Here is a 26,117-nt window from a genome sequence, read left to right on the forward strand (position 1 = left end):
CCGGTCACCAGCTGCGGAACCGGGCCGGCGGCCGGTACAGCCCGCCGGACCAGTCCACCAGGTCGTCGATCGACCGCGCCGCCAGCAGCGAGCGCTGGGCCTGCAGCCGGCTGACGCCGAGATCCTCGGGATAGGCGACGATGCCGCGGGCGCGCAGATCGGCGGTCCGCTTCGCCTCCGCCCGCCGGCCGATCTCGGTGGCGCCGGCCACCGCGGCGATGGCGGCGCGCCGCTCCTCGCCGCCCTCGGCCTTGTAGAGATAGGCGATGCCCTCCTCGGTCACGACATGCGAGACGTCGTCGCCGTAGATCATCACCGGCGCCACCGGCATGCCGCTGTTGCGGCCGACCTCGACCGCGTCGAGCGTCTCGACGAAGGCCGGAACGCCGCCGGACTTGAAGGTCTCGACCGTCTGCACCACCAGCTTGCGGCCGCGCGCGACCGGCGCCTTCGAAGTCATCAGGCTGAGCCAGGCGTCGCTGGCGTGGCGGCGGCCGCGCGGGTCGTGGCCCATATTCGGCGCGCCGCCGAACCCGGCCAGCCGCCCCAGCGTGACGGTGGAGGAGTTGCCGTCGGCATCCATCTGCAGGGTCGAGCCGATGAACAGGTCGACGCCGTACTGCCCGGCCAGCTGGCAGAACACGCGGTTCGACCGCAGGCCGCCGTCGCGGCCGACGAAGAAGATGTCCGGCCGGGCGCGGATATAGTCTTCCATCCCGACCTCGCTGCCGAAGCAGTGGATGCTCTCGACCCAGCCGCTCTCGATCGCCGGGATCAGCGTCGGGTGCGGGTTCAGCGCCCAGTTGCGGCAGATCTTGCCCTTCAGCCCCAGGCTCTCGCCATAGGTCGGCAGCAGCAGCTCCACGGCCGCGGTGTCGAAGCCGATGCCGTGGTTCAGCGCAGTGACGCCGTGCCGCTCGTAGATCCCGCGGATGATCATCATCCCCATCAGGATCTGCAGCTCGCCGATATGGCGCGGGTCGCGGGTGAACAGCGGCTCGACCGCGAAGGGCCGATCGGCCTCGACCACGAAATCGACCCAGGACGCGGGGATGTCGACCCGCGGCAGCTCGTCGACGATCTCGTTGACCTGGGCCACGACCACGCCGTGGCGGAAGGCTGTGGCCTCGACGATGGTCGGCGTGTCCTCGGTGTTGGCGCCGGTGTAGAGGTTGCCGTGCCGGTCCGCCTTCTCGGCGCAGACCAGCGCCACCTGCGGCGTCAGGTCGACGAACATCCGGGCATAGAGCTCGACATAGGTGTAGATCGCGCCGATCTCGAGCTTGCCGTCCTCCAGCAGCTGCGCCACGCGCAGGCTCTGCGGCCCGGCAAAGGAGAAGTCGACTTTGCGGGCGATGCCCCGCTCGAACAGGTCAAGATGCTCGCGCCGGCCCAGGGTCGAGATCAGCAGGTGCAGGTCGTGCACCTTGCCAGGGTCGAGCCCGGCCAGGGTGCGGGACAGGAAATCCGCCTGCTTCTGGTTGTCGCCTTCGAGCGCGACGCGGTCGCCCGGCTCGATCAGCGCCTCCAGCGCGTCGCCGATCCGCTCCGGCTTCAGCACCGGGCCGTCGGCGAAGGCGGCGGCGCGCTCCAGGCGCCTTTGCTTGCGGGCGGGCAGCGTCGACCAGGGCTGATCCATGGTGTGTCTCCGCAGCATGTCGGGTCGACGGGTCAGTGTATACGAATGCCGTCGGTGTTCCGGAATATGAATACAGAGATTGCGTTTGGCAAGGCGTTGGGATACGTTATCGTCGTTAAAATCAATTAACGTGCACGGGGGAGGCCTGATCTTGGCCCTTCAGGATACGCCCGTCGACGACCGTGCGTCATTGTCGGAGCGCATTCGCCTGGCGCTGACCGACGAGATCTCCACCGGCCGCCTGCCGCCCGGCACGGTGCTGGACGAGGCGCAACTGGCCGACACCTATGGCGCCTCCCGCACGCCGGTGCGCGACGCGGTGCGCCAGTTGGCCGCCGCCGGGCTGGTCGAGATCCGGCCGCGCCGCGGCATCGTCGTGCTGCCGATGACGATCGAGACCCTGTCCGAGATGTTCGAGGTCACGGCCGAGATCGAGGCGATGTGCGCGCGCATGGCGACCAACCGGATGACGGCGCTGGAGCGCGGCCGGCTGATCGAGCTGCACGAGGACTCCGAGGCGCTGCTGCGGTCCGGCGACATCGCCGGCTACGACGCCTTCAACCTGGCCTTCCACGAAGGCATCTACCGCGCCACCCACAACGGCTTCCTGGTCGAGCATGCGCTGCAGCTGCGCGCCCGGCTGCTGCCGTTCCGGCGCACCCAGCTGCGCTATCCCAACCGCCTGGTCCAGTCGCGCGACGAGCATGGCCGGATCCTGCGGGCGATGACCCGCGGCGACCCGGACGAGGCCGCCTTCGCCATGCGCGAGCACATGCTGAACGCCGGCAGCGCCCTGGCGCGCTTCCTGACATTGGAGCCCGGCCAGACGGGCTGACGCCGCGGCCACGGGACGCCGCCACCGGACAACGAGAACGACAGGAGAGGAAACGCGTGTCTGCGCAGATCGCATCCATCATCGGGCTGGTGGTGATGTTCGTCATCGCCACGGCCCTGCCGATCAACATGGGCGCCCTCGGCTTCGCCATGGCCTTCCTGGTCGGCGGCGCCGTGATGGGCATGTCGGCGACATCCATCCTGGCGGGCTTCCCGGGCGACCTGTTCGTCACCCTGGTCGGCATCACCTATCTCTTCGCCATCGCCCAGAACAACGGCACGGTCGACTGGCTGGTGCACTATGCCGTGCGCCTGGTCGGCGGCCGCATCTCGGTCATCCCTTGGGTGATGTTCGCGGTCTCCGCCGTGCTCACCGCCATCGGCGCGGTCAGCCCGGGCGCGGTCGCCATCATCGCGCCGATCGCGCTGCGCTTCGCCGCCCGGTACAAGATCCACCCGATGCTGATGGGGCTGATGGTTGTGCACGGCGCCCAGGGCGGCGGCTTCTCCCCGATCAGCATCTATGGCGGCATCACCAACCAGGTGGTGCAGCGCGCCGGGCTGCCGGGCGACGAGATCGTGCTGTTCCTGTCCAGCCTGGCCTTCAACGCCGCGGTGGCGCTGGTGATCTTCTTCCTGTTCGGCGGCCATCGCCTGCCGGTGCGGCGCCCGGCGGAGGATTTCGAAGGGCTGGTCGACGCCGTGCCCGCCGGCGCCTCGGTCCCGGTCAGCGGCCATGGCGGCACGCCGGCGCGGCCGGCCGCCCCCCGGCCGGATGCCGTGCACCGCGAGGGCGAGGACCATCACGTCGCACTCGATCGCGAGCAGGCGCTGACCCTGGCCGGCCTCGTGGTGCTGGCCGTCGCCTCGCTGGCCTTCAACTTGAATGTCGGGCTGGTGGCCATGAGCGTCGCCGTGGTCCTGGCGCTGCTGTGCCCGCGCGGGCAGAAGGGCGCGGTCGACAAGATCAGCTGGTCGACCGTGCTGCTGATCGGCGGCGTCATCACCTATATCGGCGTGCTGCAGAAGGCCGGCGCGGTCGATTATGTCGGCGGCGGCGTCTCGACCATGGCGGCGCCGCTCCTGGGCGCGCTGCTGCTGTGCTATGTCGCCGGCGTGGTCTCGGCCTTCGCCTCGTCGGTCGCGGTGCTGGGCGCCACCATTCCGCTGGCCGTGCCGCTCCTGATGCAGGGCCATCTCGGTGTGCCCGGCATGGTGGCGGCGATCGCGATCTCGACCACCATCGTCGATGTCAGCCCGTTCTCGACCAACGGCGCGCTGGTGGTGGCCAACGCGCACGGCATCGACCGCGACGCCTTCTTCCGGCAGATGCTGATCTACAGCGCCATCATCGTGCTGATCGGGCCGCTGCTGGCCTGGCTGGCGCTGGTGGTGCCGGGGCTGCTCTGACCCCGGTGGGTTCGGGCCGGCCGCCGTCAGGGCCGGCCGGGAGGGGATGGCGGAAGAGAGTGGGAGTCGAACCCACCAAGGACCGGCTCGCGGCCCCTCCCGGATTTGAAGTCCGGACGCCCCACCGGGGACGATTCTCCTCCAGGCCCCTCGGCCGGCATCTCGCCGGTCGAGGGACGAAACAGGTCCAGCCGGTGCCGGTTCAGCCGGCGCAGGTCCCCCCGGCGCAGGGTCACCCCGTGGCGGTCGAAGAACTCCAGGATCTGAATAGCAACCTTGCGGCCGCTGTCCACCTGATCCCGGAATTGCGCCGCGGTGAAGCCGGTCTCGTGGGCCTCGGCCAGCCGCACCAGGATGCCGACGATCTCGGCGACGGTCGGGCGCAGGAAGAAATGGTCGTGCGCCACCTCGTCGGCCCGGCCCATGCGCCCGATGCGCTTCAGCAGGCGCCGGATCTCCGCCTCGTCGACGCCGGTGTCGCCGGCGATGTCGCGCACCCGCGGCGGGCGGAACCGCGCATCCCCGCCGAGGCGCGGGCGGATCTCGTCCCACAGCGCCTCGTCGGCCTCGGGCAGATGCGCCTCGTGGCCGGTCAGCCGGACCCAGGCGCCGTCCAGCGCCACCTGGTCGGCCCGCGCCAGCGCCCGCAGCAGGGCGGCGAAGGCCGGTGCCGGCAGGCGCGGCCGCGACTGCAGGCGCAGCCGTTCGAAGCCGATGCCGGGCAGGTCGGGGTTGTCGCGGTGGAAGGCGCCCAGCGTCTCCAGCAGCCCCTGGGTCAGCTGCGTCCAATCCTCCGCGGCCAGGACGACGCGCTGCCCCCCCGCCGCGATCCGGACCAGGCCCAGCCGTTCGGCCAGCTCGTCCACCCGCGCGGCGCCCAGCGCCCGGTCGCGGCCGAAGGCGTCGAGGTCGACCAGATGCTGCGGGGCGGCCAGCAGTGCGGTCAGCGCCGCCTCCGGGTCGTCGAGCGCCAGCGCCGCCAGCTGGGCCAGCCGCTCCGGGCCCCTGCGCTTGCGCGCCGGGGCCCGCAGATCGACCAGGCGCCCGCCGCCGATGGTGCGCTGGGCCGAGGTGTCGCGGACGACGTAGCGGTCCCCGGAAGCGGCGGCGACCGGCCGGTCCAGCACCAGCTGGACGAAGGCCTCGCCACCCGGCGGGATCGGGTCGTCGCCCAGCAGCACGATCCGCGCCCCGACCTCGGCCGCCGCGGTGTGGAAGCGCACCGGGAACCACTGCCCGATCGGCCTGCGCTCGCTCGGCAGCACCCGCAGCGTCGCGTCCACCCGGTCGGTCGGGGCGTGCAGGGCGGGGTCGAGCACGACGTCGCCGCGGGCGAAGGCCTCGCGCGTCACCCGTTCCCCCGCCAGGTTCAGGGCGCAGCGCTCGCCGGCGCGGCCGCGCTCGGCCGGGCGGTTTTGCGCATGGATCGACCGCACCCGCACCGGCAGGCCGGACGGGCTGGCCATCAGCTGGTCGCCGACCGCGACCGATCCCGACAGCACCGTGCCGGTGACGACGGTGCCGGCGCCGCGCAGGGTGAAGGACCGGTCGACCGCCAGCCGGAACCGGCCCGACGCCTCGCGGCCGGCGAACTCCATCGCCTCCAGCGCCAGCCTCTCGCCCAGCTCCTCGACGCCTTCGCCGGTGATGGCCGAGACCGGCAGGATGTCGGCCCCGGCCAGCGCCGTTCCGGCCAGGGCGGCCCGGATCTCCGCCGCCACCGCTTCGCGCCGGTCCGGCGCGGCCAGGTCGGCCTTGGTCAGGGCCACGACGCCGCGGGAGATGCTGAGCAGGTCGATGATCGCGAGATGCTCGCGGGTCTGCGGCATCACGCCGTCGTCGGCCGCCACCACCAGCAGCGCGAAGTCGATGCCGGAGGCGCCGGCCAGCATGGTGTGCACCAGCCGTTCATGACCTGGCACGTCGATGAAGCCCAGCACCTCGCCCGTCGGCGTCGGCCGGTAGGCGAAGCCGAGGTCGATGGTGATGCCGCGGGCCTTCTCCTCCTTCAGCCGGTCGGTGTCGACGCCGGTCAGCGCCCGCACCAGAGCGGTCTTGCCGTGGTCGATATGGCCGGCCGTGCCGATGATCACGGCGTCGCCTCCGGCAGGGGCCGGCGGGCGAGGGCTTCGGCCTCGGCGATCCCGGCGGGGTCGAGCGCGGCCCGGGCCGGCCCGAGGGAGCGGCCGGCCAGGGCGCTGCCGCCGGCCTGGCCGCGGATCAGCCAGGCCAGGGCCAGGACCGGATCCGCCGCCACGCCGGATCCCAGGTGATAGGCCGCGCCGAGCATGGATTGCGCGTCGGGTTCGCCGCGATCGGCGGCCATGCGCCACCAGCGCACGGCCTCGGCGGGGTCGCGCGCCACGCCGAGCGCGTTGTGATGCAGCATGCCCAACCGGGTCATGGCCGTGGCGACGCCCTGCCCGGCGGCGCGCTGCGCCCACAGCCGCGCCTCGGCCGGATCGAACAGAGCGCCGTCCTCCACCAGCATCCAGCTCAGCATGTCCTGGGCCGCGGCGTCGCCCTGTTCGGCGGCGGCGCGGTACAGCGCGGCGGCACGGCCGTCGTCCCGCGCCACGCCTTCGCCGCGGAAATGCAGCGTCGCCAGGTTGCGCTGGCCGACCGGGTCGCCGGCTTCCGCCGCGAGGGTCAGCCACCGTACGGCCAGCGTCAGGTCGCGCTCGACGCCCAGCCCCTCGGCGAAGCAGGCGCCGACATTGCTCTGGGCGCGCGCTACGCCCTTCCGCGCCAGCGGCCCCCAGATGGCGAGGGCGGCCGCATGGTCGCCGGCGCGCGCCGCGGCCGAGGCGGCGGCCAGCTGCTCGGCTATGCCGGGCGAGGGGGGCGCCGCCGCGCGGGCGCGGGTGAGGCGGTCAAGCCAGCCCATCACCCGCTCCAGCCGCGAGCGCGGCGAGAGAGGCCAGGAACCCGCCCTCGTCCTCCAGGCACCGCAGGTCCAGCAGCAGCGCGCCGTCGGCGACGCGCCCGATCACCGGCACCGGCAGCCCGCGCAGCGCGGCCGCCAGGGCGTCCAGCGCCCGGCCGCTTCCCTCCCGCGGAATCAGGGCCAGGGCGGCGCTGGGCAGCGTCTCCAGCGGCAAGGCGCCGGATCCGATCTGGCTGGCGCAGGCCCGGACCTCGACCGCGGCGCGGCCGGCCAGGGCCTGCTGCACCGCGGGCAGGACGCGGCGGGCCTGCGCCTCGATCTCTTCGGCCTGGCGCGCCCGCAGGCGCAGGGTGGGCAGGCGCTCGGCCAGCCGGGCGGGATCGCGGTACAGCCGCAGCGTCGCCTCCAGCGCCGCCAGCCGGATCTTGTCGACCCTGAGGGCCCGCTTCATCGGGTTGCGGTTGATCGCGGCGATCAGCTCGGCGCGGCCGACGATGAAGCCCGCCTGCGGTCCCCCCAGCAGCTTGTCGCCGGAGAAGGTGACGAGGTCGGCGCCGTCGGCCACGGCCTCGCGCACCGTCGGCTCATGCGCCAGGCCAATGGCCGAGAGATCGGCCAGGGTGCCGGAGCCCAGGTCGTGCACCAGCAGGATGCCGTGCTGGCGCGCCAGCGGCGCCAGCTCCCGCGCCGCGACCTCGGCGGTGAAGCCGGCAATGCGGTAGTTCGAGGTGTGGACCTTCAGGACCAGCCCGGCTTCCGGCCCCAGCGCCGCCGCATAGTCCTTGGGATGGGTGCGGTTGGTGGTGCCGACCTCGGTCAGCACCGTGCCGGCCCGTGCCATGATGTCGGGCATGCGGAAGGCGCCGCCGATCTCGATCAGCTCGCCGCGCGAGATGATCGACCGGCGCCCCTGGCCCAGCGTGTTCAGCACCAGCAGCACCGCCGCCGCATTGTTGTTGACGACGGTCGCGTCCTCGGCGCCGGTCAGCTCGCGCAGCAGGTCCCGCAGATGGTCGTCGCGCTCGCCGCGCCGGCCGGTGGCCAGGTCGAATTCCAGCGACACCGGGCTGCGCATGGCCTCGACCGCCGCCTCGACCGCCGCCTCGGCCAGCAGGGCGCGGCCGAGATTGGTGTGCAGCACCGTGCCGGTCAGGTTGAAGACCGGCCGCTGGGTCGACCGCGCTCCGGCGGCCAGCGTCGCCGCGGCGGTCGCCGCCACGCCCTCGGCATCGGGCACAGGCGCGCCGCCGCGCACCGCCTCGCGCGCCACGGCCAGGGCGCCGCGCACCGCGGCAGCGGTCTGGGCATGGCCGAAGGCGGCCAGCGCCGGCGCCACGACGGGGCTCTTCAGCACGTGGTCGACCGAGGGCAGGCCGCGCAGGCGGGCGGCAGCGTCTCCCGCCATGTCAGTAGCCCAGCAGGAAGGGGTTGAAGCCGCCGCGCTCGTACGGGCCCTCGCTCATCAGCAGGTCGAGGCCGAGGCTGGCCGCGTCGTCCGCCACCGGCTCCAGGTCGGGGTCCTTCACCTGGTACAGCACCTTCACATAGTGATGGCAGCTGTCGCAGGTCTCGGCCTTCACCGTGCCGGCGCCGCCCTCGACCTCCTGATAGCCGATGCCCTTGGTGCTGCCGCACAGCACGCATTTGATGCGGACCTGGTGCCAATAGGTTCCGCACAGGCTGCAGGCGCAGAAGCGGATGCCGTGCGCGCCGCGCCAACCGACCACCATGGTGCTGACCGGCGGCCCGCCGCAGCAGGGGCAGGCGCCGTCGCCGACCGGACCCAGCGCCGCGGCGTCCAGCCGCGCGGCCATCCGGCTGAAATGGACCTGCAGCGCCGCCGCCACGAAGGCGTGCTCGGCCAGGGCGTCCGCCGGGACCGCGCCCGACAGCACGGCGCGCAGCATGCCGTCGCGCCCGGCCCGGTCGGCCGCGCGGACCCGGGCCAGCGCCCCGGCGGCAGCCGGCGGCATCTCGATCTCGGCCGCGGCGCCGGTGAAGCGGTCGAAGATCGCCTCGAAGGCCGCGTCGGGGGCGAAGCCGGTGCGGTCCAGCGGCGGCATGGCATGGGCGCGGGCGCGGGCCAGCGCCGCCGCGTCGGGCATCGCCGGCTCGGGCAGGTCGTCCTGGATCCGGTACTGCAGCTCGACGAGGTCGGCCAGGAAGCGCAGATAGGGGCCGATCTCGCTGCGCGCCGCCAGGGCGCGCAGGCGCAGCGTGCGGTCGATGCACAGCTGCAGCGGGTCGGGCAGGCGGGCGAAGGGCGGGGCCGCGACCTCGCCGATCACGGTCGGGTCGGGCCGGGCCGTATCGTCACTCATTCTCGATCCTCACGAACCCGACGGGCCACGTGATGCGGGACTCGTCACTGCTGTGTCTACGGGGCCGTCTTCTTGTCCGCGCCGGGCCGCCGCGCCACCAGCTCGCGCAGCCATTTGCGGTGGTGGCGCCAGGCCCAGCCGCCGGTCACCCGGCCCCTGGTCATGGCGCCGATGGTGCCACGGACCCAGATCGCCGCATAGACGTGGACGATCCAGACGCAGATGATCACCACCGCCGCCAGGGCGTGCACCAGGATGGCGATGCGCTTCTGCTCGATCGTGGTGAAAGGATAGAAGTACTGGTCCCAGACCACGAAGCCGCTGGCGATCAGCACGATGATCAGGATCGACATGCCCCAGAACACGAATTTCTGGCCGGCATTGTACTTGCCCAGCTCGGGCAGGTTCTCCTCGCGCCCGGCCAGCACGTCGCGGGCCCGGCGCAGCCAGGTGTTGTCCTCGCTCTTCCACAGATTGGCCTTCCAGAAGCGGATGAACAGACCGCAGAAGGAGAAGAACAGCACCACGCCGATCCAGGGATGCAGCGTCCGCGTCATCTGCCCGCCGCCGAACAGCGCGGTCAGGAAGAACAGGCTGGGATGGAACATCGCCAGGCCGGACAGGGCCAGCAGCACCAGGCTGGTGGCCGTGATCCAGTGGTTGATCCGGGCGCCGACCGTGTAGCGGTCGACGATCACCGGCTTGCCGGGATGGACGTCGTCGCCGGGCAGGACGTCGTCCGGCCGGGGATCGGTGGCGGCGGTCACGGGCGTCGCTCCTCCGTCAGCTCCTCGGCATGCTGCTCATCCTCCGGCGTCACGCGGTTGGCGCCGGCGAACAGGTGGTGCAGCACGCCGGCCACGGCGGCCAGGCCGATGGCGCCGAGGCCGACGACCTTGGTCACGCCCTTCCAGGCCTCGACGATCGGGCTGATCGTCGGGTCCTTCGGCAGGCCGGCATAGATCTCCGGCTTGTCGGCGTGGTGCAGCACATACATCACATGCGTGCCGCCGACGCCGGGCGGGTCGTACAGCCCGGCATTCTCGAAGCCGCGGGACTTCAGGTCCTTGATCCGGAAGTCCGCCCACTCCTTCATCTCGTCCTTGGTGCCGAACACGATGGCCTGGGTCGGGCAGGCCTTCTGGCAGGCCGGGCCCTGGCCGACCGCGACGCGGTCGGAGCACAGCGTGCACTTGTAGGCCTTGTGGTCGGTCTTGGAGATGCGCGGGATGTTGAACGGGCAGCCCTTGATGCAATAGCCGCAGCCGATGCAGTTCTCGTGCACGAAATCGACGATGCCGTTCGAGTACTGCACGATGGCGCCCGGCGCCGGGCAGGCCTTCAGGCAGCCCGGGTCCTCGCAATGCATGCAGCCGTCCTTGCGGATCAGCCATTCGAGGTTCTGGGTCTCCGGGTTCTCCCATTCGGTGAACCGCATCAGCGTGAACATGTCCGGCGTCAGATCGTGCGGATTGTCGTAGACGCCGATGTTTTCGCCGACCGGCTCATGCGTGTCGTTCCACTCGACGCAGGCCGACTGGCAGGCCTTGCAGCCGATGCATTTCGACACGTCGATCAGCTTGGCCACCTCGGTCTGCCGCTGGGCCGGCGGCGTGATCGTGGAGGCCGAGCGCCGGATCAGGTCCTGGTCGCCGAATTTCGGGGCGCCCGGGGCGACGGTGGGGTTCGGGATCGGGGGAAACATGGTCCTATCTCCCTCACGCCACCGGCGGCCCGGACGAGGCCTCGATGTTGACGCAGAAGGCCTTGAACTCCGGCGTCTCGATGTTGGCGTCACCGACGAACGGCGTCAGGACGTTCGCCCCGAAGCCCTTCTTCGCCGCGCCGACGAAGCCCCAATGGATCGGGATGCCGACGATGTGCACGGTCTTGCCGTCGCACACCAGCGGCCGGATCCGCTTGGTCACCACCGCCTTGGCGAAGACCGAGCCGCGCTTCGACCACACCCGCACCCAGCCGCCCTTGGCGATGCCCTTCTCCGCCGCCAGCTGCTCCGAGATCTCGACGAAGAACTCCGGCTGCAGGACCGCGTTCACGTGGTTGTTCTTGGTCCAGTAGTGGAAATGCTCCGTCAGACGGTACGAGGTCGCGGCGTAGGGGAAGTCCGGCGAGGCGATGTCGGCGAACTGGGCGAAGTCGTCCGCGAACACCCGGGCCGCCGGGTTGCCCCGCACCTTCGGTGCGATGGCGTTGGCGACCGGGCTCTCGAACGGCTCGTAATGCACCGGGAACGGCCCTTCCCGCATCAGGCCGCGGGCGAACAGCCGCGAGACGCCTTCCGCGTTCATGATGAACGGCCCGACATCCTCCGGCTTCGCCGTCGGCGAGATGTCCGGCACGTCATAGCCGGTCCACTTGCTGCCGTTCCATTCGATCAGCTTGCGGGACGGGTCCCAGGGCTTGCCGGAGACGTCGCAGGAGGCGCGGTTGTACAGGATCCGCCGGTTGGCCGGCCAGGCGAACGCCCAGTTCAGATAGGCGCCGGTGTCGTCCGGGTCGGAGTTGTCGCGCCGGGCCATCATGTTGCCGGCCTCGGTGAAGCTGCCGGCATAGATCCAGCAGCCGCTGGCGGTCGACCCGTCGTCGCGCATCACCGCGAAGTTCGGCAGCTGCTTGCCGGCCTCGACGATCTTCTTGGTCGGGTCGGCCGGGTCGAACAGGTCCACCAGGGCGGACCCGTTCATCTCCTTCGCCAGCTCCTCCGCCTTCGGCTCGCCCGGGTCGGCATAGGCCCAGTTCAGGTTCAGGATCGGGTCGGGGAAGGCCCCGCCCTCGGTCCGGTACAGCTCCTTCAGCCGCAGATGGATCTGCGCCATGATCCAGGCGTCGGTCTTCGCCTCGCCCGGGGGCGTGCCGCCGGGCCAGTGCCATTGCAGCCAGCGCCCGGAATTGACCAGCGACCCCTCGTCCTCGGCGAAGCAGGTGGTGGGCAGCTGGATCACCTCGGTCTGGATCGAGGCGGTGGCCGCATCGTTGTAGACGCCGTGGTTCTCCCAGAACCGCGCCGTCTCGGTCTCCAGCGGGTCCATCACCACCAGCAGCTTCAGCTTGGACAGCGCCTCGGCCAGCTTGGCCTTGTTCGGGAAGGCCTGAAGCGGGTTGAACCCCTGGCAGAAATAGAGGTTCATCTTGCCCTGCTTCATCAGCTCGAAGGCCCGCAGGATGTCGTAGTTGGGCACGTCGAGCTTCGGCAGCCAGTCATAGGCGAAGTCGTTCTCCGGCGTCGCCGCCGCGCCGAACATCGCCTTCTGGAAGCTGACGAAGAACTTCCTGTAGTTCTGCCAGAAGCTGGTCTGGTTCGGCCGCAGCGGCTTGTAGCCGCGGGTCGACATGTAGGTGGCGAAGTCCTTTTCCGTGTCCCGGGGCAGGTTCATGTAGCCGGGCAGCGAGTTCGACAACAGCCCGATATCGGTCAGCCCCTGGATGTTGGAATGGCCGCGCAGCGCGTTCATGCCGCCGCCGCGGATGCCGATGTTGCCCAGGATCAGCTGCAGCATCGCCATGGTGCGGATGTTCTGGGCGCCCTTGGAATGCTGCGTCCAGCCCAGCGCGTACATCGAGGTCATCGCCTTGGTCGGCGACGAGCACTCGCCGACCATCTCGGCCACCTTCAGGAACTTGTCCTTCGGGGTGCCGCAGATGCGCTCGACCATCTCCGGCGTGTACTGGGCGACGTGCTGCTTCAGCAGGTTCCACACACAGCGCGGATGCTGCAGCGTGTCGTCGACCACGGCATAGCCGTCCGGGCCGATCTCGTAGTCCCAGGTCGACCGGTCGTAGTCGCGCTTGCCCTCGTCATAGCCGGTGAACAGGCCCTCGCTGTAGCCGAAGCCCTCCTTCACCAGGAAGGTGGCGTTGGTGAAGGCCTTCACATACTCCCACTGCACCTTGTCGTTCTGGATGCACTGGTTGATCAGGCCCAGCAGGAAGGCAATGTCCGTGCCCTGCCGGATCGGCGCGTAGAAATCCGCCACCGACGCCGAGCGGGTGAAGCGCGGGTCGACGACGATCAGCTTGGCGCCGCGGTTGGCCTTGGCCTCCGTCACCCATTTGAAGCCGCAGGGATGGGCCTCGGCGGCATTGCCGCCCATGATGACGACGAGGTCGGTGTTCTTGATGTCGGTCCAGGAGTTCGTCATGGCTCCACGGCCAAATGTCGGGGCGAGACTCGCCACCGTCGGGCCGTGTCAGACGCGCGCCTGGTTGTCGAACGCCAGAATGCCGGTGCTGCGCACCACCTTGTATGTCGCGTAGGCGGTTTCGTTGGTGGTCGCCGAAGCCGCGAGGAAGCCCGTGGTCAGCCATCGGTTGACCGTCGTGCCGTCCTTGTTCTTGGCGATGAAGTTCGCGTCGCGGTCGTCCTTCATCGCCCGGGCGATCTTGTCCAGCGCCTCGCCCCAGGAGATCCGCTCGAACTTGTCCGATCCCGCGCGCCGCAGCATCGGATGCTGCAGCCGCGTGGCGGACCGGACCGTGTCCAGCAGCGCCGCGCCCTTCGGGCACAGCGTGCCGCGGTTGGTCGGGTGGTCGGAATCGCCCTCGATATGGGTGATCTCGGCCTTCTCGCCCTTCCGGAGGTCGCCCTTGGAGTAGAGGATGATGCCGCAGGCCACCGAGCAGTAGGTGCAGGTGTTGCGGGTCTCGGTGGTGTTGGCGAGCTTGAACGGCCTGATCGCGGCGGCGTAGGCCGCCTCGATGTCGCCGAAGCCGAAGGCCCCGAGCGTCGTTCCCGCCACACCCGCGCCGGCCCCTTTCAGGAAGCCGCGGCGCGAGAGCTTCATGTCCATCTGGACCTCCCGGAAGCCTGTTCCGCAAAAAACATACCGAATTAGGACAAAGGCTACGCTTGGAACGGTTCCAAGTCAAACGGGCGATGGGTTCCTATACCTTCGTATTGTTTTGCTATTACAACAGCTTATTGCGGCTCATTCGCACGGGGGAAATGGAGGGGTGAGACGGCGAGACGCGGCAGGCTCCGGGTTGACCTTCCGCCCGCCTTCGCCGTCTAATCGCCGCCGTGGCGTTTCCCAGCGCTCCCGCGTCGCGGGGCTGCATCGATGCCGACAGGCCGGTCCGGCCGCCCGCAGGGCGGTGCGATGCCGCTTGGCCGCTGGTGCCGCCGTCTTCCGTCATCCCCGAATTCCCGCAGCCGGCCGTGTCGGGCCGCCCGCGCCCGCGCGCGGATCAGGAGCGCAAACCATGAGCAGCCGTCGTGATCTCCTCCGGGCGGGCGCCGCCCTGTCCGCTGTCTGGGCCATTCCCGCCTGGGCAGGGCGGGCCGCGGCAGGCGATGCCGTGTTCGCGCCGTCGCCGGGCGACTGGCGCAGCTTCGCGCTGACCACCCGCATCGCCCTCGACCGCGCCAAGGTCGGTCCCGGCCGGGTCGAGGCCTGGGTGCCGCTGCCCGGGCTGGAGGCGGCGGGCTGGAGCCGACCCGGCGACACGCGCTGGACCACCAACGCCGCCTCAGCGGCCATCGAGCACGACCCGGCGTCGGGCGCGGCCCTGCTGCATCTCGCCTGGGCGGCGGACGACGCCGCGCCCAGGGCCGAGGTGACCAGCCTGGCGGCGCTGCGCGACCGCGCGGCCGATCTCGCGGCGCCCGGTCCGGCCCCGGCCCTGGCCGAGGCGGAGCGCCGCCGGTACCTGCAGCCCAGCGCGCTGATCCCGACCGACGGCATCGTCCGGGAGACGGCCGACCGCATCACCGCCGGCGCCGACGGCGATCTCGCCAAGGCCCGCGCGCTCTACGAATGGGTGGTCGCCAACACCTACCGCGACGCCGCTTTGCGCGGCTGCGGCAGCGGCGACGTCGCGGCGATGCTGCGGGCCGGCGCGCCGTTCGGCGGCAAATGCGCCGACATCAACGCGCTGTTCGTCGGCCTGGCGCGCGCCTCCGGCATTCCCGCGCGGGACGTGTACGGCATCCGCGTCGCGCCGTCGCGCTTCGGCTACAGGAGCCTCGGCGCCAACAGCACGACCGTCACCAAGGCGCAGCACTGCCGGGCCGAGGTCCATCTGGCCGGCTTCGGCGGGGTCGCGGCCGATCCCGCCGATGTGCGCAAGGTCGTGCTGGAGGAGCCGCCGGGCAGGCTCGCCCTCGACGATCCCAAGGTGGTGGCCGCGCATCGCGCCCTGTTCGGCGCCTGGGAGGGCAACTGGATCGCCTATAACGACGCCCATGACGTGGCGCTGCCCGGCAGCGCCGGCCCCGCGGTCGGCTTCCTGATGTATCCTCAGGCCGAGGTGGCGGGCGTGCGGCTCGACTGCCTCGACGCCGACACCTTCGCCTACAGCCTGGAATCGGCCGAGATCTCGGCGTGATCGGAGGAAGCCCCATGATCCCGGCACCCCGCGACGGCGACGTCGCCGCCCCGGTCCGCCTGACCAGCCTGGCGCATGGCGGCGGCTGCGGCTGCAAGCTGGCGCCCGCCGTGCTGCAGGAACTGCTGGCCGGCCAGCCGGCGGCGGCGCCGTTCCGCCAGCTGCTGGTCGGCACCGAAACCGGCGACGACGCCGCGGTCTGGCAGCTCGACGACGAGCGCTGCGTCATCGCCACCACCGACTTCTTCATGCCGGTGGTCGACGACCCGCGCGATTTCGGGCGGATCGCGGCCACCAACGCGATCTCCGACGTCTACGCCATGGGCGGGCAGCCGATCTTCGCGCTGGCCATCCTCGGCATGCCGCTGGGCAAGCTGCCGGCGGAGACGGTGCGCGAGATCCTGGCCGGCGGCGCGTCGATCTGCGCCGAGGCCGGGATCCCGGTCGCCGGCGGACATTCGATCGACGCTCCGGAGCCGATCTACGGCCTGGCGGTGATCGGCACCTGCCGGCCGTCGGAGCTGCGGCGGAACTCGGGCGCCCGGCCAGGCGACGCGCTGATCCTGACCAAGGCGCTGGGCGTCGGCGTCTACTCCGCCGCCTTCAAGAAGCAGGCGCTGCCGGCCGAGGCCTATGCGGAGATGGTCGCCAGCACGACCCAGCTCAACCGCATCGGCGCCGAGCTGGGGCGGGAGGCGGCGGTGCACGCCGTCACCGACGTCACCGGCTTCGGCCTGCTCGGCCATGGGCTGGAGATGGCGCGCGGCGCCGGCGTCACCCTGGCGATCCGGCAGGACGGGCCGGCGCTGTTCGCCCAGGCGGAGGCGCTGGCGCGGGACGGCTTCGTCACCGGCGCCTCGCACCGCAACTGGGCCAGCTACGGAGCGGAGGTGACGCTGCCCCCCGGCCTGCCGGAGTGGCGCCGCCACCTGCTGACCGACCCGCAGACCTCCGGCGGGCTGCTGCTGTCCTGCGCCGCCGACCGGGCCGATGCGCTGCTGGAGCGCATCACCGCAGCCGGCCATCCGGCCGCCCGCCGGATCGGCACGGTGGAAGCCGGCCCGGCGGGTGTGCGGATCGAGGCGTGACATCAGCCGGTCGATGGACGCATAGCCTCTTTCGCTTGCGAGACCTTTTCAGAATCACCCGAACCGTCCCGTGCCTTTCACTCTCCCCCCTCCCGCAAGGGGAGGGGGAGGATAGAAGAGATGGGCCGGCTCAGACGGCGGTGTTCGGAAAAAGTCTCGTTTGCGGAAGAGGTCATCCCGCCAGCACCACCCGCACCGTGCGGCCGGCGGCGCCGGGCGGCAGGTCCACGGTGACGCCGTCCTCCGCCCTCCGGCCGGCGGCTTCGTCGCCGATGCGCAGGTCCAGCACCCGGTCCGGCGCCAGCGACGGGAAGCGCAGCCAAGCGCCGGCCGGCAGCTCCGCCGGCAGGGTGACGGCAATGTCGCCCTCGCCGAAGCGCAGCTGCGACAGCCGGCCCCGGAGATTGGTCTCCAGCAGGGTCCTGCTGCCGCGGCGCAGGGCCAGCACACCCTCCGCGACCGCGACCGTCACCGCGCCGGCCGGGCTGGCGATGGGCCCGAGCGTGGCGTCGGCGCCGTCATTCACCAGCTCCCACCCGCCCCAGGGGTTGACGTCTATCACCCGGGCGACGCCGAGGGCCGGCATCAGCGCGCCCCAGCTGTAGAAGCCCTCGGTGTCCGGCTGGTCCATCGGCTCGCCGGTCTCGGCGTTGAAGTTCTCCGGGCACAGCCGCCGCTCGTCCCAGGCCCGGCGGAACAGCCGCAGGCTGTCCTCGGCCAGCTTCGCCGCCTCGGCCTCGAAGCCGTTGCGACGCAGCCCGTGCCAGACCATCCAGTTCAAGGGCGGCCAGATCCGGCCGCGCCAGTAGGAATTGTCCTTCGCCGCCGGGTCGTCGCGGGTCGTGCCGGGGATGACGAAGTCGCCGCCGAAGGTGGCCGGGTCCTCGAGATGAGCCAGCAACTGCTGCGCCTGCTCCGGCGAGGCGGCGCCGCAGATCAGCGGATAGAAGCTGGTCGGCCCCAGGCTGCGGGCGAACTGGCCGGACCACAGCCGGTTGGCGAAGATGCCGCGGCTGTCGTCCCACAGCTCCGCACCGATCTTCGCCCGGGTGCGGGCGGCGGTCTCGGCGTGCGACGCGGCGGCCGCGTCGTCGCCCAGCTCCGCCGCGATCCAGGACAGCACCTCGGCGTCGAAGGCCAAGAGGCTGTTCAGCCCGACATCCTCGCAGCGCAGCGTCCGCGTCTCCGGGTCATAGGCCGCCTCGTCGTGGATCGGCGAATTGTCCATGCTGGATTCGTTGCGGGCGCCGAAGGAGGTGCCCTTGTACAGCCCCTCGCCGACATCCGAGGTGCCGTAGGAGACGAGGCCCCGGCCGCGCGGGTCGCGTTCCCGCCACCACCAGGCGTGGTTGCGCGCCAGGGTGCCATAGGCCAGCTCCAGCATCGGGCGGGAGCGGGAGCGGAGCCAGATCAGCCACAGCAGGAACGACCCGATCGGCAGCTGGGTGCGGTCGACCCAGGCGTCGTTGGCGGTCAGCAGGCAGGCGAGGTTGCCCTCCGGCGTGGCGCTGGCCAGCGACGCCGCCAGGTTCTCCCGCGCCATCTCCTGATCGAGATAGCCGGTCAGGAGCGCGTTGTAGAGCTGGTCGTTCAGCCAGACGCCGAAGCCGCCGAATTTCGACAGGTTCCAGTTCCGGCTGATCGAGGTGTAGGGCCGGCGGTTGACCTCGTCCCAGACGGTGTTCCAGGCCATGACGTCGCGCAGCGCGTCCAGCGCCCCGGCCTGGGCTCCGGTCTGGCCGGGCAGGGCGGGCGCCTCGCCCGGCTCGGCCGCCAGCGCCTTGGCGCGCTCGACCGCCAGGTCGGCCCGGTCGGCCACGGCGACGCCGATGCCGCCGTCGCGCATCATCTCCAGGTTGAAGCGCAGCACCAGCACCGGCGCCGCCTCGGACCGCGCACCGAGATGGAAATAGCCGTGCGTCTCGTAATCCTCGGCCACGGCCTCGACCGCGGCGTGGCCGGTCACCTGCACCGGCGGCTCGGCGCTGGCCAGGGCGACGAAGCGGTGCCCGACCTTGACCACGGCGGCCCCCGCAGGGTCCCAGCGCACGGTCTGGCCGTCCTCGGCCGACAGGCAGAGGTTGAACCAGAATCGCAGACCCCATTCGCCGGTCTTCTGCGTCTGCCAGGTGCCGGACAGCTCGAACGGCCCACGCTTCGCCCAGCGCCAGGCCAGGCCGGTGCCGGCATGGTCCAGGTCCAGCTCCACCAGGCTGCCGTCGAGGGCGTGGCGGCCGTAGCGGACCGACCTGGCCGGGAACAGCGTCGCGCTGCGGGTGCTGTCGGCATAGGCCAGCGGCGTCACCCGCACGCCCAGCGGCAGGAACACCATCTCGGCCGGGCGGCTGGACCAGGTGTTCCAGGCCCGGGCGAGGGGGATCGTGGTGTCGCGCAGCATCAGGACCTCATGTCAGGCTCCAGCCTGTCCGCCTTGTGGAACCGTCATGGCGAGCCCCGAAGGGGCGTGGCCATCCAGGCGGCACCGGCCTCTGGATGGCCACGGCGCTGCGCGCCTCGCCATGACGAAGGAATGCGAGTACCGCCGGTATCAGCTCCAAGCCCTGAGCACCGCTTCGGTCGTGACGATCTCCACCTGCTGGTCGAAGCGCGGCAGGATCAGGTCGAGCGTGGCGTGGTGGCCCGGCAGCGACGAGCTGGTCATCGCGTCGGACACGGCGACGATGCGGAAGCCGCGGTCGATGCCGTCGAGGATGGTGCCGAGGACGCAGACATCCGTCTCCACCCCCGTGACGATCAGCGTGTCGGCGCCCAGCGCGGCCAGCCGGTCGACGAATTCCGGCGCGGCGAAGGCGGAATGGGTCGGCTTGTCGATGACGCTGCCGGCCGGTGCCAGCGCCGCCAGCTCCGCCACCAGGTCCAGCATGCCGGGCGCCAGGTTCGGCCGGGTCACCGCCCGCCAGTGGGTGTAGTAGCGGCGCCAGGTGCCGGGCGCGTCCTCCGCCCTCTCCGGCGTCACGAAGCGCGGGAACAGGGTGCGGCCCGCTTTCGCCAGCGCGGCGACGTTGGGGACGACGCCCATCAGCGCCGGGGTCGACCACACCGTGTCCTCGGCGAACAGGCGCTGCAGGTCGATGGCGATGTGGACGGTGTTTGGCGACAGCGGCCCGAAGCGCAGCACTCAGTCCTCCAGCGCGATGGTGTGGGCGGCGGACCAGCCCAGGGTGACGGCGGAACCGGGGGCGGGCGCGGCGGCATCTTGCGACCGGTTCTGGGCGAAGACCTTCAGCTCCCGCCCGTCCGGCCCTGCCAGCAGGTAGGTGGAGACCGCGCCGGCGTAGATCACCTCGCGCAGCGTCGCCGGGATCGCGTTCTCGAAGGTGGTGTTCGGGGCCAGGATCTGCATCTTCTCCGGCCGCACCGCCAGGGTGACCTTGGACCCGGCCGCCGGCAGCTGGCCGGCGACCCGAATTGTGCCGCCCTGCACCTCGACGCTGCCCGCCGTCACCGTGCCCTCGAGGAAATTGGCGTCGCCGAGGAACCCGGCGGCGAAGCGGGTGCGCGGCCGCTCGTAGATCTCGCCCGGCGCGCCGTCCTGCACGATCCGGCCGCGGTCCAGGATGGCGATGCGGTCGGACAGGGTCAGCGCCTCCTCCTGGTCGTGGGTGACGAAGATGGTGGTCAGTCCGCTCTCGCGCTGGATGCGCTTCAGCTCGACCTGCATCTCCTGCCGCAGCCGCCGGTCCAGCGCCGACAGCGGCTCGTCCAGCAGCAGCACGGTCGGCTTGGTGACGATGGCGCGGGCCAGCGCCACGCGCTGCTGCTGCCCGCCCGACAGCTGCTTCGGGCTGCGGTTCTCGAAGCCGGACAGGCGCACCATCTCCAGCGCCTCGCGCGCCTCCTTCGCGGCGGAGGGGCCGCGCACGCCGCGCCGGTTCAGCCCGAACATCACGTTCTGCAGCACGGTCATGTGCGGGAACAGGGCGTAGGACTGGAACACCATTCCGATGCGGCGCTTCCACACCGGAACGCGCGTTACCTCCTCCGCGCCGATGCGCAACTCGCCCTCGTCCGGCACCACGAAGCCGGCGACGATGCGCAAGAGGGTGGTCTTGCCGGAGCCGGAGGGGCCGAGCAGGCTGGTGAAGCGCCCGGCCTCGAAGCTGGCGCTGATCCGGTCCAGGACGGTGGCGGGCCCGTAGCGCTTGCTGACGGCGGAAACCTCAACGCCGCTCACGGGCGCCTCCCATGTTCGACAAGAGGGCGAAGGCCAAAACCAGGACCATCGAGGCGCCCAAGAGGATGGTGGAGATGGCGTTGATCTCCGGCGTGAAGCCCTTGCGGATGGCGGAATAGATCTCCACCGGCAGGGTGGTGACGCCGGGCGTGGCCAGGAAGTAGGAGACCACGAACTGATCCAGCGACACGGCGAAGGCGAACAGCGCCGCGGCGATGATGCTGGGCAGCAGGAGCGGCAGGGTGACGGTGAAGAAGGCGTGCAACGGGGTGGACCCCAGGCTCATCGCCGCCTCCTCCAGATCGGCGCGCTGCGACTGCAGCCCGGTGCCGACCACCAGCACGACATAGGGGATGGCCAGCGCCACATGGCCGATGGTCATGGCGAACAGGCCGCGGCCGATGCCGGTGGAGAAGAAGAACACCAGCATGGCGGTGCCGGTGATCAGCCAGGGGATGGCGATCGGCGGCAGCAGCAGCAGTTGCAGCAGCGACCGGCCGCGGAACCTGCGGCGCGACAGGGCCAGCGCCGCCGGGGTGCCGATCGCGGTGGCCAGCACGGCGGTGACGACGGCCAGGATCAGGCTGTTGCCGCTGGCCGACAGCAGCCGCTCGTTGTCCGGCAGCCTGGCGAACCAATCGAGCGAGAACTCGAAGGGCAGCTGGTACAGCGGCGAGGCGTTGAATGCCATCACCACCATCACCGCGATCGGCAGGTACAGGAAGGCGATGACGGTCCAGAGATGGGCGAGGCCGAGACGCTTCATGGGCGGGCCCCCCCGGTCGCGGCACCGCCATCCCTCGCCGTCATTGCGAGGAGGCGAAGCCGACGAAGCAATCCAGGGGCCGCAGCGAGCCGCCCTGGATTGCTTCGCTGCGCTCGCAATGACGGTGCTGGGAACGTTGGGAGAGTGCTCATCACGGCCGCGCCCCCTGCTGCCGCTTCAGCACCGGCGAGGCCAGGGCGAAGATCGCCAGCACGATCGCCAGCATGGTGAAGGACAAAGCGGCGCCCAGCGGCCAGTTGAAGGCCTGGGTGAACTGGTCCTCGATCACCGTACCCATGGTGACGCCGACCCGGCCGCCGAGGATCCGCGGCTCCATGAAGCTGCCGATCACCGGCACGAAGATCAGGACCGAACCGGAGATCAGCCCCGGCATGGCCAGCGGCAGGATGATCTTCGAGAACAGCACCGGCGCCCGGGCGCCCAGGCTGCGCGCGGCCTCCAGGATCTGGTCGTCGATCGCGACCAGCGACAGGTAGCAGGTCAGGATCATGTAGGGCAGATAGGCGTGCACCAGCCCGACGATGATGGCCGGGTAGGAGTAGAGCAGCCCCAGCGGCGCCGCATCCGGGAACACCCAGTGGTAGAGCCCGTCGATGATGCCGCCGTCGCGCAGCACCATGGTCCAGGAGAAGACGCGGACCAGCCCGTTGGTCCAGAACGGCAGGATGATCAAGAGGAACAGCACCTGCCGGGTGCGGCCGAAGGTGGAGCGCGCCAGGGCCAGCGCCGCCGGCAGGCCGATCGCGGCGCAGATCAGCGTGGTCCAGATCCCGATCGACAGCGAGGTCCAGGCGACGTCGCGCAGATAGGGCCGCTTGAGGAAGGCGAGGTAGTTGTCGAGCGTCCAGACGATCGCCCGGCCGCCGAAGGGCGCCACCTTGAGGAAGGAGAAGCCGAGCATCATCAGCAGCGGCAGGAAGATCGCCAGGGTCAGCCAGCCATAGGCCGGCAGCAGCAGCCCCGCCGTGGCCAGCCAGCCGCGCTTCTCGGCCGGGGCCGCAGGGGCGGCAGGCGCACTGGTCGCCGCCAGCTCGGTCATCGGATGCCGCCTCCGGTCACGATCACGTCCAACTCTCGCATCCTATCGGGCAAAGCAACGCCTCTGCCCCTTTACTCTCCCCCTCCCCCTCCCCTTGCGGGAGGGGAAGGAGGGGCTCTCCGCCGGAGCCGACGACCCAGGACTGGTCCCGGCCTCGACATACCCCTCCCCCTACCCCCTCCCGCAAGGGGAGGGGGAGAGTAAAGGGGCAGGCCGCATCGACCTCGGGTTATCCAGCGTAGAACGCCTTCGTCTCCTGCCACAGATCCGAGAACGCCGTACGCTGGTCGTCGCTCAGCGGCGACATGAACTGCAGCTGGGACAGGTACTCGGCCTTGTGGATCTGCTTGTTCAGGTCGTCGGCCGGCAGCGCCGCCATGGCCTTGGCGTTGGCCGAGGCCGGGGCGCCGATATTGGTGGCCCAGTAATCGTAGAAGCCGGGGTCGATCATGTAGTTGATGAAGGCCAGGGCCGACTCCTTGCGGGTGCTGGTGGCCGGCACCGACAGCCCGTCGATCCAGCCGATGCCGCCTTCCTTCGGCACCACAAAGTCGACCGCCAGCTTGAAGTTGCGCTGCGACCGCACGGCCGCGCCTGACCAGTAGATCGAGACGTCGAACTCGCCGGCGGCGAAGGCCTTGTTCCACTGGTCCTCGCTGGACCACAGCAGCTTCACGCCCGGCTTCAGCTCCTTCAGCTTGGCGGCGACGGCGTCCATGTCTTTGGGCGCGTTGATGTCCTGCCCGGTCAAGAGCGCGCCGATGCCGATCGCGGTGACGGCGTCGTCGAACAGGGCGACGCGGCCGGCATAGGCCGGGTCGGCCAGCACCGACAGGCTGTCGGCCTTGACCTTGTCGCGGCGCAGGCCCAGCGCGTTGATGCCCCACAGCCAGGACACGCCATAGGCCTTGCCGTCCTTGTGGAAGTTCGCGTGGTCGCGCAGCGCCGGCGCCAGGTCGGCGGCGTTCGGCACCTTGGCCAGGTCGATCGGCTCCAGCAGCTCCTCGGCCTGGGCCTGCAGGGTGCGGGCGCTGTTGATCAGCACCACGTCGTAGGTGCCGGGGTTGGTGCGCAGCTTGGTCAGCATCTCTTCTTCGGAGTTGAAGTAGTCGTGCCTGACCTCGATGCCGGTCTTCTCGGCGAAGGCCTTCAGGGCCCAGGCCTCGTCGGTGCCATAGCCCTGCCAGTTCAGGACATAGATGGTCTCGGCCGCCCGCGCCCGGCGCAGCGGCATTGCCCCGGCCAGCGCCCCGGCCCCGAGCAGGGCGCCGAACCGGCGCCGATTGAGTGTGACGGACATGAAACGCTCCCCGGCGGTTATTGTTTGTACACAAACGATGCTAGCGCGGGGTGGCTGGGGTTGTCAAATTACCTTCGAGGGGGCTGGCCGGTCTTCTGGTAGGCGAAAATCTGACGCTTTGACGACTAGAGATCACGGAACGGAGCGACGCTAGTTTGAACTTTCGTGTCATTAAAGCCGAAGCGACGGAGGGCGGAGGCTACCGACGCTTGATTCAATTTTGGGTATGGTGACGGCCCCACGATCACACGTGTTGGAGCGGCGCTCACCGCACCATCGTTGGTCGACACGTTCATAAACCTAACTATCGCATGCGGAATCAAGGTTGATCCACTGGAATGGAATGTGAGGTCGTTAACCGATTTTTTATCAGCCAATGGATCTGAGACCAGGCGCCATTCTGCCTCAGACCGGAACGCGGGATGCTTAAAAATAGCAGCCATATATTGAAATTCGATCAAAGTTAGGCTGATGACATTGGACAAATACTCATCTCTTTCGGAGATTTTCCTCGGCACTTTTCCGATCAACTCTATTTTTGACTCAATAAGGTTGTGAAGCATTTTCTCCTTGACGTCATCGTCATAGATACACTTTACGAGTCTAAACCCTTGCGCGTTGGCGATATCGCGTAGTGTTCGTGCAGAAAATCCGATCGCGACGCCGGCCGGGCGCGCATAAGCACGCCATTGCGATAGGTCATCTGAGTGTTCAGAAAAAGAAATAACAAAAGTATTAACCGCAAGTGTTTCAGAATTCTGAAGTTCTCTCATGAGCTGGAACAGATACGACCTGCATCTGTTTCCATGTAGAGTAGGGCTGACGCCTTTGGGGGGTATAAACGTTCCAGCCATTCGCGCGTATGCCATATCCCGACATAGCTCTGCGGAGCCATGATATTCTGTTTGGTCATTTAGAAAGCGAATGTCAGTCGACCAAATTTGCTCCGATCTAATGATATCCAATAGGTTTGCGAAACGTGTATAATGGTACAGATGAGGAGAGGCCGGTTTTTCGGGTGAAGGCTTTGACATTTCGGGGCGGACTTAAACAGGGAGGCCGTAGTGTACCTTGTTTGTGGCCCTAGGGAACAGAGCAACGATCCTGCAGCGCAAAGATGCGAGCGCGGAGCGGCAACGATCGGCTCGTGAAACACGGACGCCGGGTCCCAGCGACAGCCCTCTTCGAGGCGGCTATTCCGTTCGCGATGCACATCTACAGCTTGAATGAGAAGGCACTCTCGTTTGTGCAAAAACATATGTCTGTGAAGCGTCACTCTACCTTGCTTGAGAGGCTGGCAGCGGCTCGTGGTCACGAAATTGTCTCGTCATCGAGCCCTCTTGCCAGCAAGAGCTAGCACCTGGTTCAGAGGCGGGCTGATTCGGATTCCTAGGCACTTCGTTGTCAGCAACTTTTGCTTCCAAGTATTAACCTGCCACCCCCTCCCCCAGCAGCCCCTTCAAATAGGCGATATCTCCTCTCAGGAACGGCAGCACCTCGTCGCCCATGCGCTGGCCCTGGCCGCTCGGGTGGCTGTATTCGGCCGGCAGGCAGTAAGCCCCGCTGTAGCCCGCCTTCCGCAGGGCCTGCACGAAGCCGCGCCAGGAATAGGCGGCGTGCCGGTGCGTGGTCCAGTGCACCTTGTAGACCGCGTCCTCCTCCGGCGGCGTCAGCCGGCGCTGATAGGCGCTCTTGAAGTTCGCCAGGCGCAGCCGGCCGGACAGGATGTCGACCGCCAGCTCCACCGGCTCGCCCGCCACGCCGCAATGCGCCATGTCCAGCACGGCGCAGACATGCTTCGGGTCGTAGCGCTCGATCAGGTACAGCACCCCCGCGGCGCTGCCGATCTGGGCGCCGGAATGGTTCTGGATGCCGATGGCCACGCCGTGCCGCTCCAGCGCCGGCAGCAGCGCATCGAACCGGCGGCGCCAGCCGTCGACCGTGGCGCGGAATCCCGACGCCGGGTCGACCGCGACGCAGATGCGGATCAGCGGCACCCCGGCCTCGCCGCAGGCGGCGACAGTGGCCTCGTCGACCGGGCCGGCGATGCTGCGGATCGCGAGGCCGCGCGACGCCAGGGTGCGGGCGGCGGCGGGCAGGCCGCTTGCCGCGGTCTCCGGCGTCACCTGGTAGCCGGGGCGCACCGGCAGCTCCACCCCCTGGAGGCCGAGTCCGGCCACCGTGTCGGCCAGCTGCGGCAGCGGGCCCGTCCAGGGCTTGGTGAACACGGTCAGGATCGGCTCGGGCACTGGTTCCTCCAGGGGCGGGCCGG

Annotated in this window: 19 protein-coding genes, 1 tRNA gene and 1 pseudogene; 4 read left to right on the forward strand and 17 right to left on the reverse strand. The window is 69.9% G+C overall.

The genetic code is table 11. The annotated features are described in order from the left end of the window. Nucleotides 1-4: 4 nt before the first annotated feature. Nucleotides 5-1,639 carry a malonate decarboxylase subunit alpha gene (gene mdcA / locus LG391_RS30730; protein ID WP_225772281.1) on the reverse strand — a complete coding sequence of 545 codons (1,635 nt, stop codon included), beginning with the start codon at nucleotides 1,637-1,639 and terminating at the stop codon, nucleotides 5-7. Nucleotides 1,640-1,790: 151 nt separating this feature from the next. On the opposite strand from mdcA, the gene LG391_RS30735 reads away from it, so the two are divergent. Both LG391_RS30735 and LG391_RS30740 read left to right on the forward strand, forming a co-directional pair. Further along, on the forward strand, nucleotides 1,791-2,474 hold the full coding sequence (locus LG391_RS30735; protein WP_225772283.1) for a GntR family transcriptional regulator: 684 nt from the start codon (nucleotides 1,791-1,793) through the stop codon (nucleotides 2,472-2,474). Nucleotides 2,475-2,530: 56 nt separating this feature from the next. Then, complete coding sequence (locus tag LG391_RS30740; RefSeq protein WP_225772285.1) at nucleotides 2,531-3,883, forward strand: SLC13 family permease; 1,353 nt, start codon at nucleotides 2,531-2,533, stop codon at nucleotides 3,881-3,883. 47 nt (nucleotides 3,884-3,930) lie between these two features. Here LG391_RS30740 and LG391_RS30745 read toward each other — a convergent pair. The 8 genes and pseudogenes from LG391_RS30745 to fdnG form a co-directional block, all read right to left on the reverse strand. After that, nucleotides 3,931-4,026 (reverse strand) — tRNA-Sec (locus LG391_RS30745). A 117-nt stretch (nucleotides 4,027-4,143) separates the two neighbouring features. Further along, nucleotides 4,144-5,976, reverse strand: a pseudogene (selB, locus tag LG391_RS30750) (selenocysteine-specific translation elongation factor); the annotation flags it as partial. Next, nucleotides 5,973-6,770, reverse strand: coding sequence for a tetratricopeptide repeat protein (locus LG391_RS30755; protein WP_225772286.1), 798 nt, complete (start codon nucleotides 6,768-6,770; stop codon nucleotides 5,973-5,975). The gene LG391_RS30755 and the pseudogene selB, both read right to left, overlap by 4 nt. Continuing rightward, nucleotides 6,757-8,175 (reverse strand): L-seryl-tRNA(Sec) selenium transferase, encoded by a 1,419-nt coding sequence (gene selA, locus LG391_RS30760; RefSeq protein ID WP_225772288.1) that lies wholly within the window; start codon nucleotides 8,173-8,175, stop codon nucleotides 6,757-6,759. The genes LG391_RS30755 and selA overlap by 14 nt, the downstream gene beginning before the upstream one ends. Nucleotide 8,176: 1 nt before the next feature. Continuing rightward, nucleotides 8,177-9,091: a formate dehydrogenase accessory protein FdhE gene (fdhE, locus tag LG391_RS30765; protein ID WP_225772290.1), complete on the reverse strand. Its 915-nt coding sequence runs from the start codon at nucleotides 9,089-9,091 to the stop codon at nucleotides 8,177-8,179. Nucleotides 9,092-9,147: 56 nt separating this feature from the next. Continuing rightward, on the reverse strand, nucleotides 9,148-9,858 hold the full coding sequence (locus tag LG391_RS30770) for a formate dehydrogenase subunit gamma (RefSeq protein ID WP_225772292.1): 711 nt from the start codon (nucleotides 9,856-9,858) through the stop codon (nucleotides 9,148-9,150). Next, nucleotides 9,855-10,796 (reverse strand): formate dehydrogenase subunit beta, encoded by a 942-nt coding sequence (fdxH, locus tag LG391_RS30775; protein WP_225772294.1) that lies wholly within the window; start codon nucleotides 10,794-10,796, stop codon nucleotides 9,855-9,857. Before fdxH ends, LG391_RS30770 begins: the two co-directional genes overlap by 4 nt. A 13-nt stretch (nucleotides 10,797-10,809) precedes the next feature. Further along, nucleotides 10,810-13,899 (reverse strand): formate dehydrogenase-N subunit alpha, encoded by a 3,090-nt coding sequence (gene fdnG / locus LG391_RS30780; protein ID WP_255646947.1) that lies wholly within the window; start codon nucleotides 13,897-13,899, stop codon nucleotides 10,810-10,812. Nucleotides 13,900-14,311: 412 nt separating this feature from the next. Between fdnG and LG391_RS30790 the strand changes: the two genes are divergently transcribed. Together LG391_RS30790 and selD are read left to right on the forward strand one after the other, a co-directional pair. After that, nucleotides 14,312-15,436, forward strand: coding sequence for a transglutaminase-like domain-containing protein (locus tag LG391_RS30790; protein WP_225772302.1), 1,125 nt, complete (start codon nucleotides 14,312-14,314; stop codon nucleotides 15,434-15,436). A gap of 14 nt (nucleotides 15,437-15,450) precedes the next feature. Further along, the gene (selD, locus tag LG391_RS30795) at nucleotides 15,451-16,524 is read left to right on the forward strand and encodes a selenide, water dikinase SelD (protein ID WP_225772305.1); all 1,074 of its coding nucleotides are present in this window, start codon (nucleotides 15,451-15,453) and stop codon (nucleotides 16,522-16,524) included. Nucleotides 16,525-16,696: 172 nt separating this feature from the next. Here the strand turns inward: selD and LG391_RS30800 are convergent, their stop codons facing one another. From LG391_RS30800 to LG391_RS30835, 8 genes are all read right to left on the reverse strand, one after another. Further along, the gene (locus LG391_RS30800; protein WP_225772307.1) at nucleotides 16,697-18,922 is read right to left on the reverse strand and encodes a trehalase family glycosidase; all 2,226 of its coding nucleotides are present in this window, start codon (nucleotides 18,920-18,922) and stop codon (nucleotides 16,697-16,699) included. A 150-nt stretch (nucleotides 18,923-19,072) separates the two neighbouring features. Beyond that, the gene (locus LG391_RS30805) at nucleotides 19,073-19,663 is read right to left on the reverse strand and encodes a cysteine hydrolase (RefSeq protein ID WP_225772310.1); all 591 of its coding nucleotides are present in this window, start codon (nucleotides 19,661-19,663) and stop codon (nucleotides 19,073-19,075) included. Further along, nucleotides 19,664-20,719 carry an ABC transporter ATP-binding protein gene (locus LG391_RS30810; RefSeq protein ID WP_225772312.1) on the reverse strand — a complete coding sequence of 352 codons (1,056 nt, stop codon included), beginning with the start codon at nucleotides 20,717-20,719 and terminating at the stop codon, nucleotides 19,664-19,666. Continuing rightward, nucleotides 20,706-21,485 (reverse strand): ABC transporter permease, encoded by a 780-nt coding sequence (locus LG391_RS30815; RefSeq protein ID WP_225772313.1) that lies wholly within the window; start codon nucleotides 21,483-21,485, stop codon nucleotides 20,706-20,708. Before LG391_RS30815 ends, LG391_RS30810 begins: the two co-directional genes overlap by 14 nt. Nucleotides 21,486-21,636: 151 nt before the next feature. Further along, nucleotides 21,637-22,545 (reverse strand): ABC transporter permease, encoded by a 909-nt coding sequence (locus tag LG391_RS30820; protein WP_225772315.1) that lies wholly within the window; start codon nucleotides 22,543-22,545, stop codon nucleotides 21,637-21,639. 229 nt (nucleotides 22,546-22,774) lie between these two features. Further along, a complete protein-coding gene (locus tag LG391_RS30825) occupies nucleotides 22,775-23,845 on the reverse strand; it encodes a PotD/PotF family extracellular solute-binding protein (RefSeq protein WP_225772317.1) in 1,071 nt (356 codons plus the stop codon). Between the two features lie 125 nt (nucleotides 23,846-23,970). Then, nucleotides 23,971-24,618 (reverse strand): DUF2971 domain-containing protein, encoded by a 648-nt coding sequence (locus LG391_RS30830; protein WP_225772318.1) that lies wholly within the window; start codon nucleotides 24,616-24,618, stop codon nucleotides 23,971-23,973. A gap of 654 nt (nucleotides 24,619-25,272) precedes the next feature. After that, nucleotides 25,273-26,094 (reverse strand): sugar phosphate isomerase/epimerase, encoded by an 822-nt coding sequence (locus LG391_RS30835; RefSeq protein WP_304608578.1) that lies wholly within the window; start codon nucleotides 26,092-26,094, stop codon nucleotides 25,273-25,275. Nucleotides 26,095-26,117: the final 23 nt, after the last annotated feature.

It is taken from the genome of Inquilinus sp. Marseille-Q2685 (assembly GCF_916619195.1).
Taxonomy (GTDB): Bacteria; Pseudomonadota; Alphaproteobacteria; order DSM-16000; family Inquilinaceae; genus Inquilinus.

What these genes read in the sequence shown, in the direction of transcription:
- mdcA (WP_225772281.1), bottom strand. Translation starts at nt 1,639, where the DNA reads ATGGATCAGCCCTGGTCGACGCTGCCCGCCCGCAAGCAAAGGCGCCTG.
- LG391_RS30755 (WP_225772286.1), bottom strand. Translation starts at nt 6,770, where the DNA reads ATGGGCTGGCTTGACCGCCTCACCCGCGCCCGCGCGGCGGCGCCCCCC.
- selA (WP_225772288.1), bottom strand. Translation starts at nt 8,175, where the DNA reads ATGGCGGGAGACGCTGCCGCCCGCCTGCGCGGCCTGCCCTCGGTCGAC.
- fdhE (WP_225772290.1), bottom strand. Translation starts at nt 9,091, where the DNA reads ATGAGTGACGATACGGCCCGGCCCGACCCGACCGTGATCGGCGAGGTC.
- fdxH (WP_225772294.1), bottom strand. Translation starts at nt 10,796, where the DNA reads ATGTTTCCCCCGATCCCGAACCCCACCGTCGCCCCGGGCGCCCCGAAA.
- LG391_RS30790 (WP_225772302.1), top strand. Translation starts at nt 14,312, where the DNA reads ATGAGCAGCCGTCGTGATCTCCTCCGGGCGGGCGCCGCCCTGTCCGCT.
- selD (WP_225772305.1), top strand. Translation starts at nt 15,451, where the DNA reads ATGATCCCGGCACCCCGCGACGGCGACGTCGCCGCCCCGGTCCGCCTG.
- LG391_RS30800 (WP_225772307.1), bottom strand. Translation starts at nt 18,922, where the DNA reads ATGCTGCGCGACACCACGATCCCCCTCGCCCGGGCCTGGAACACCTGG.
- LG391_RS30815 (WP_225772313.1), bottom strand. Translation starts at nt 21,485, where the DNA reads ATGAAGCGTCTCGGCCTCGCCCATCTCTGGACCGTCATCGCCTTCCTG.
- LG391_RS30820 (WP_225772315.1), bottom strand. Translation starts at nt 22,545, where the DNA reads ATGACCGAGCTGGCGGCGACCAGTGCGCCTGCCGCCCCTGCGGCCCCG.
- LG391_RS30825 (WP_225772317.1), bottom strand. Translation starts at nt 23,845, where the DNA reads ATGTCCGTCACACTCAATCGGCGCCGGTTCGGCGCCCTGCTCGGGGCC.
- LG391_RS30830 (WP_225772318.1), bottom strand. Translation starts at nt 24,618, where the DNA reads ATGAGAGAACTTCAGAATTCTGAAACACTTGCGGTTAATACTTTTGTT.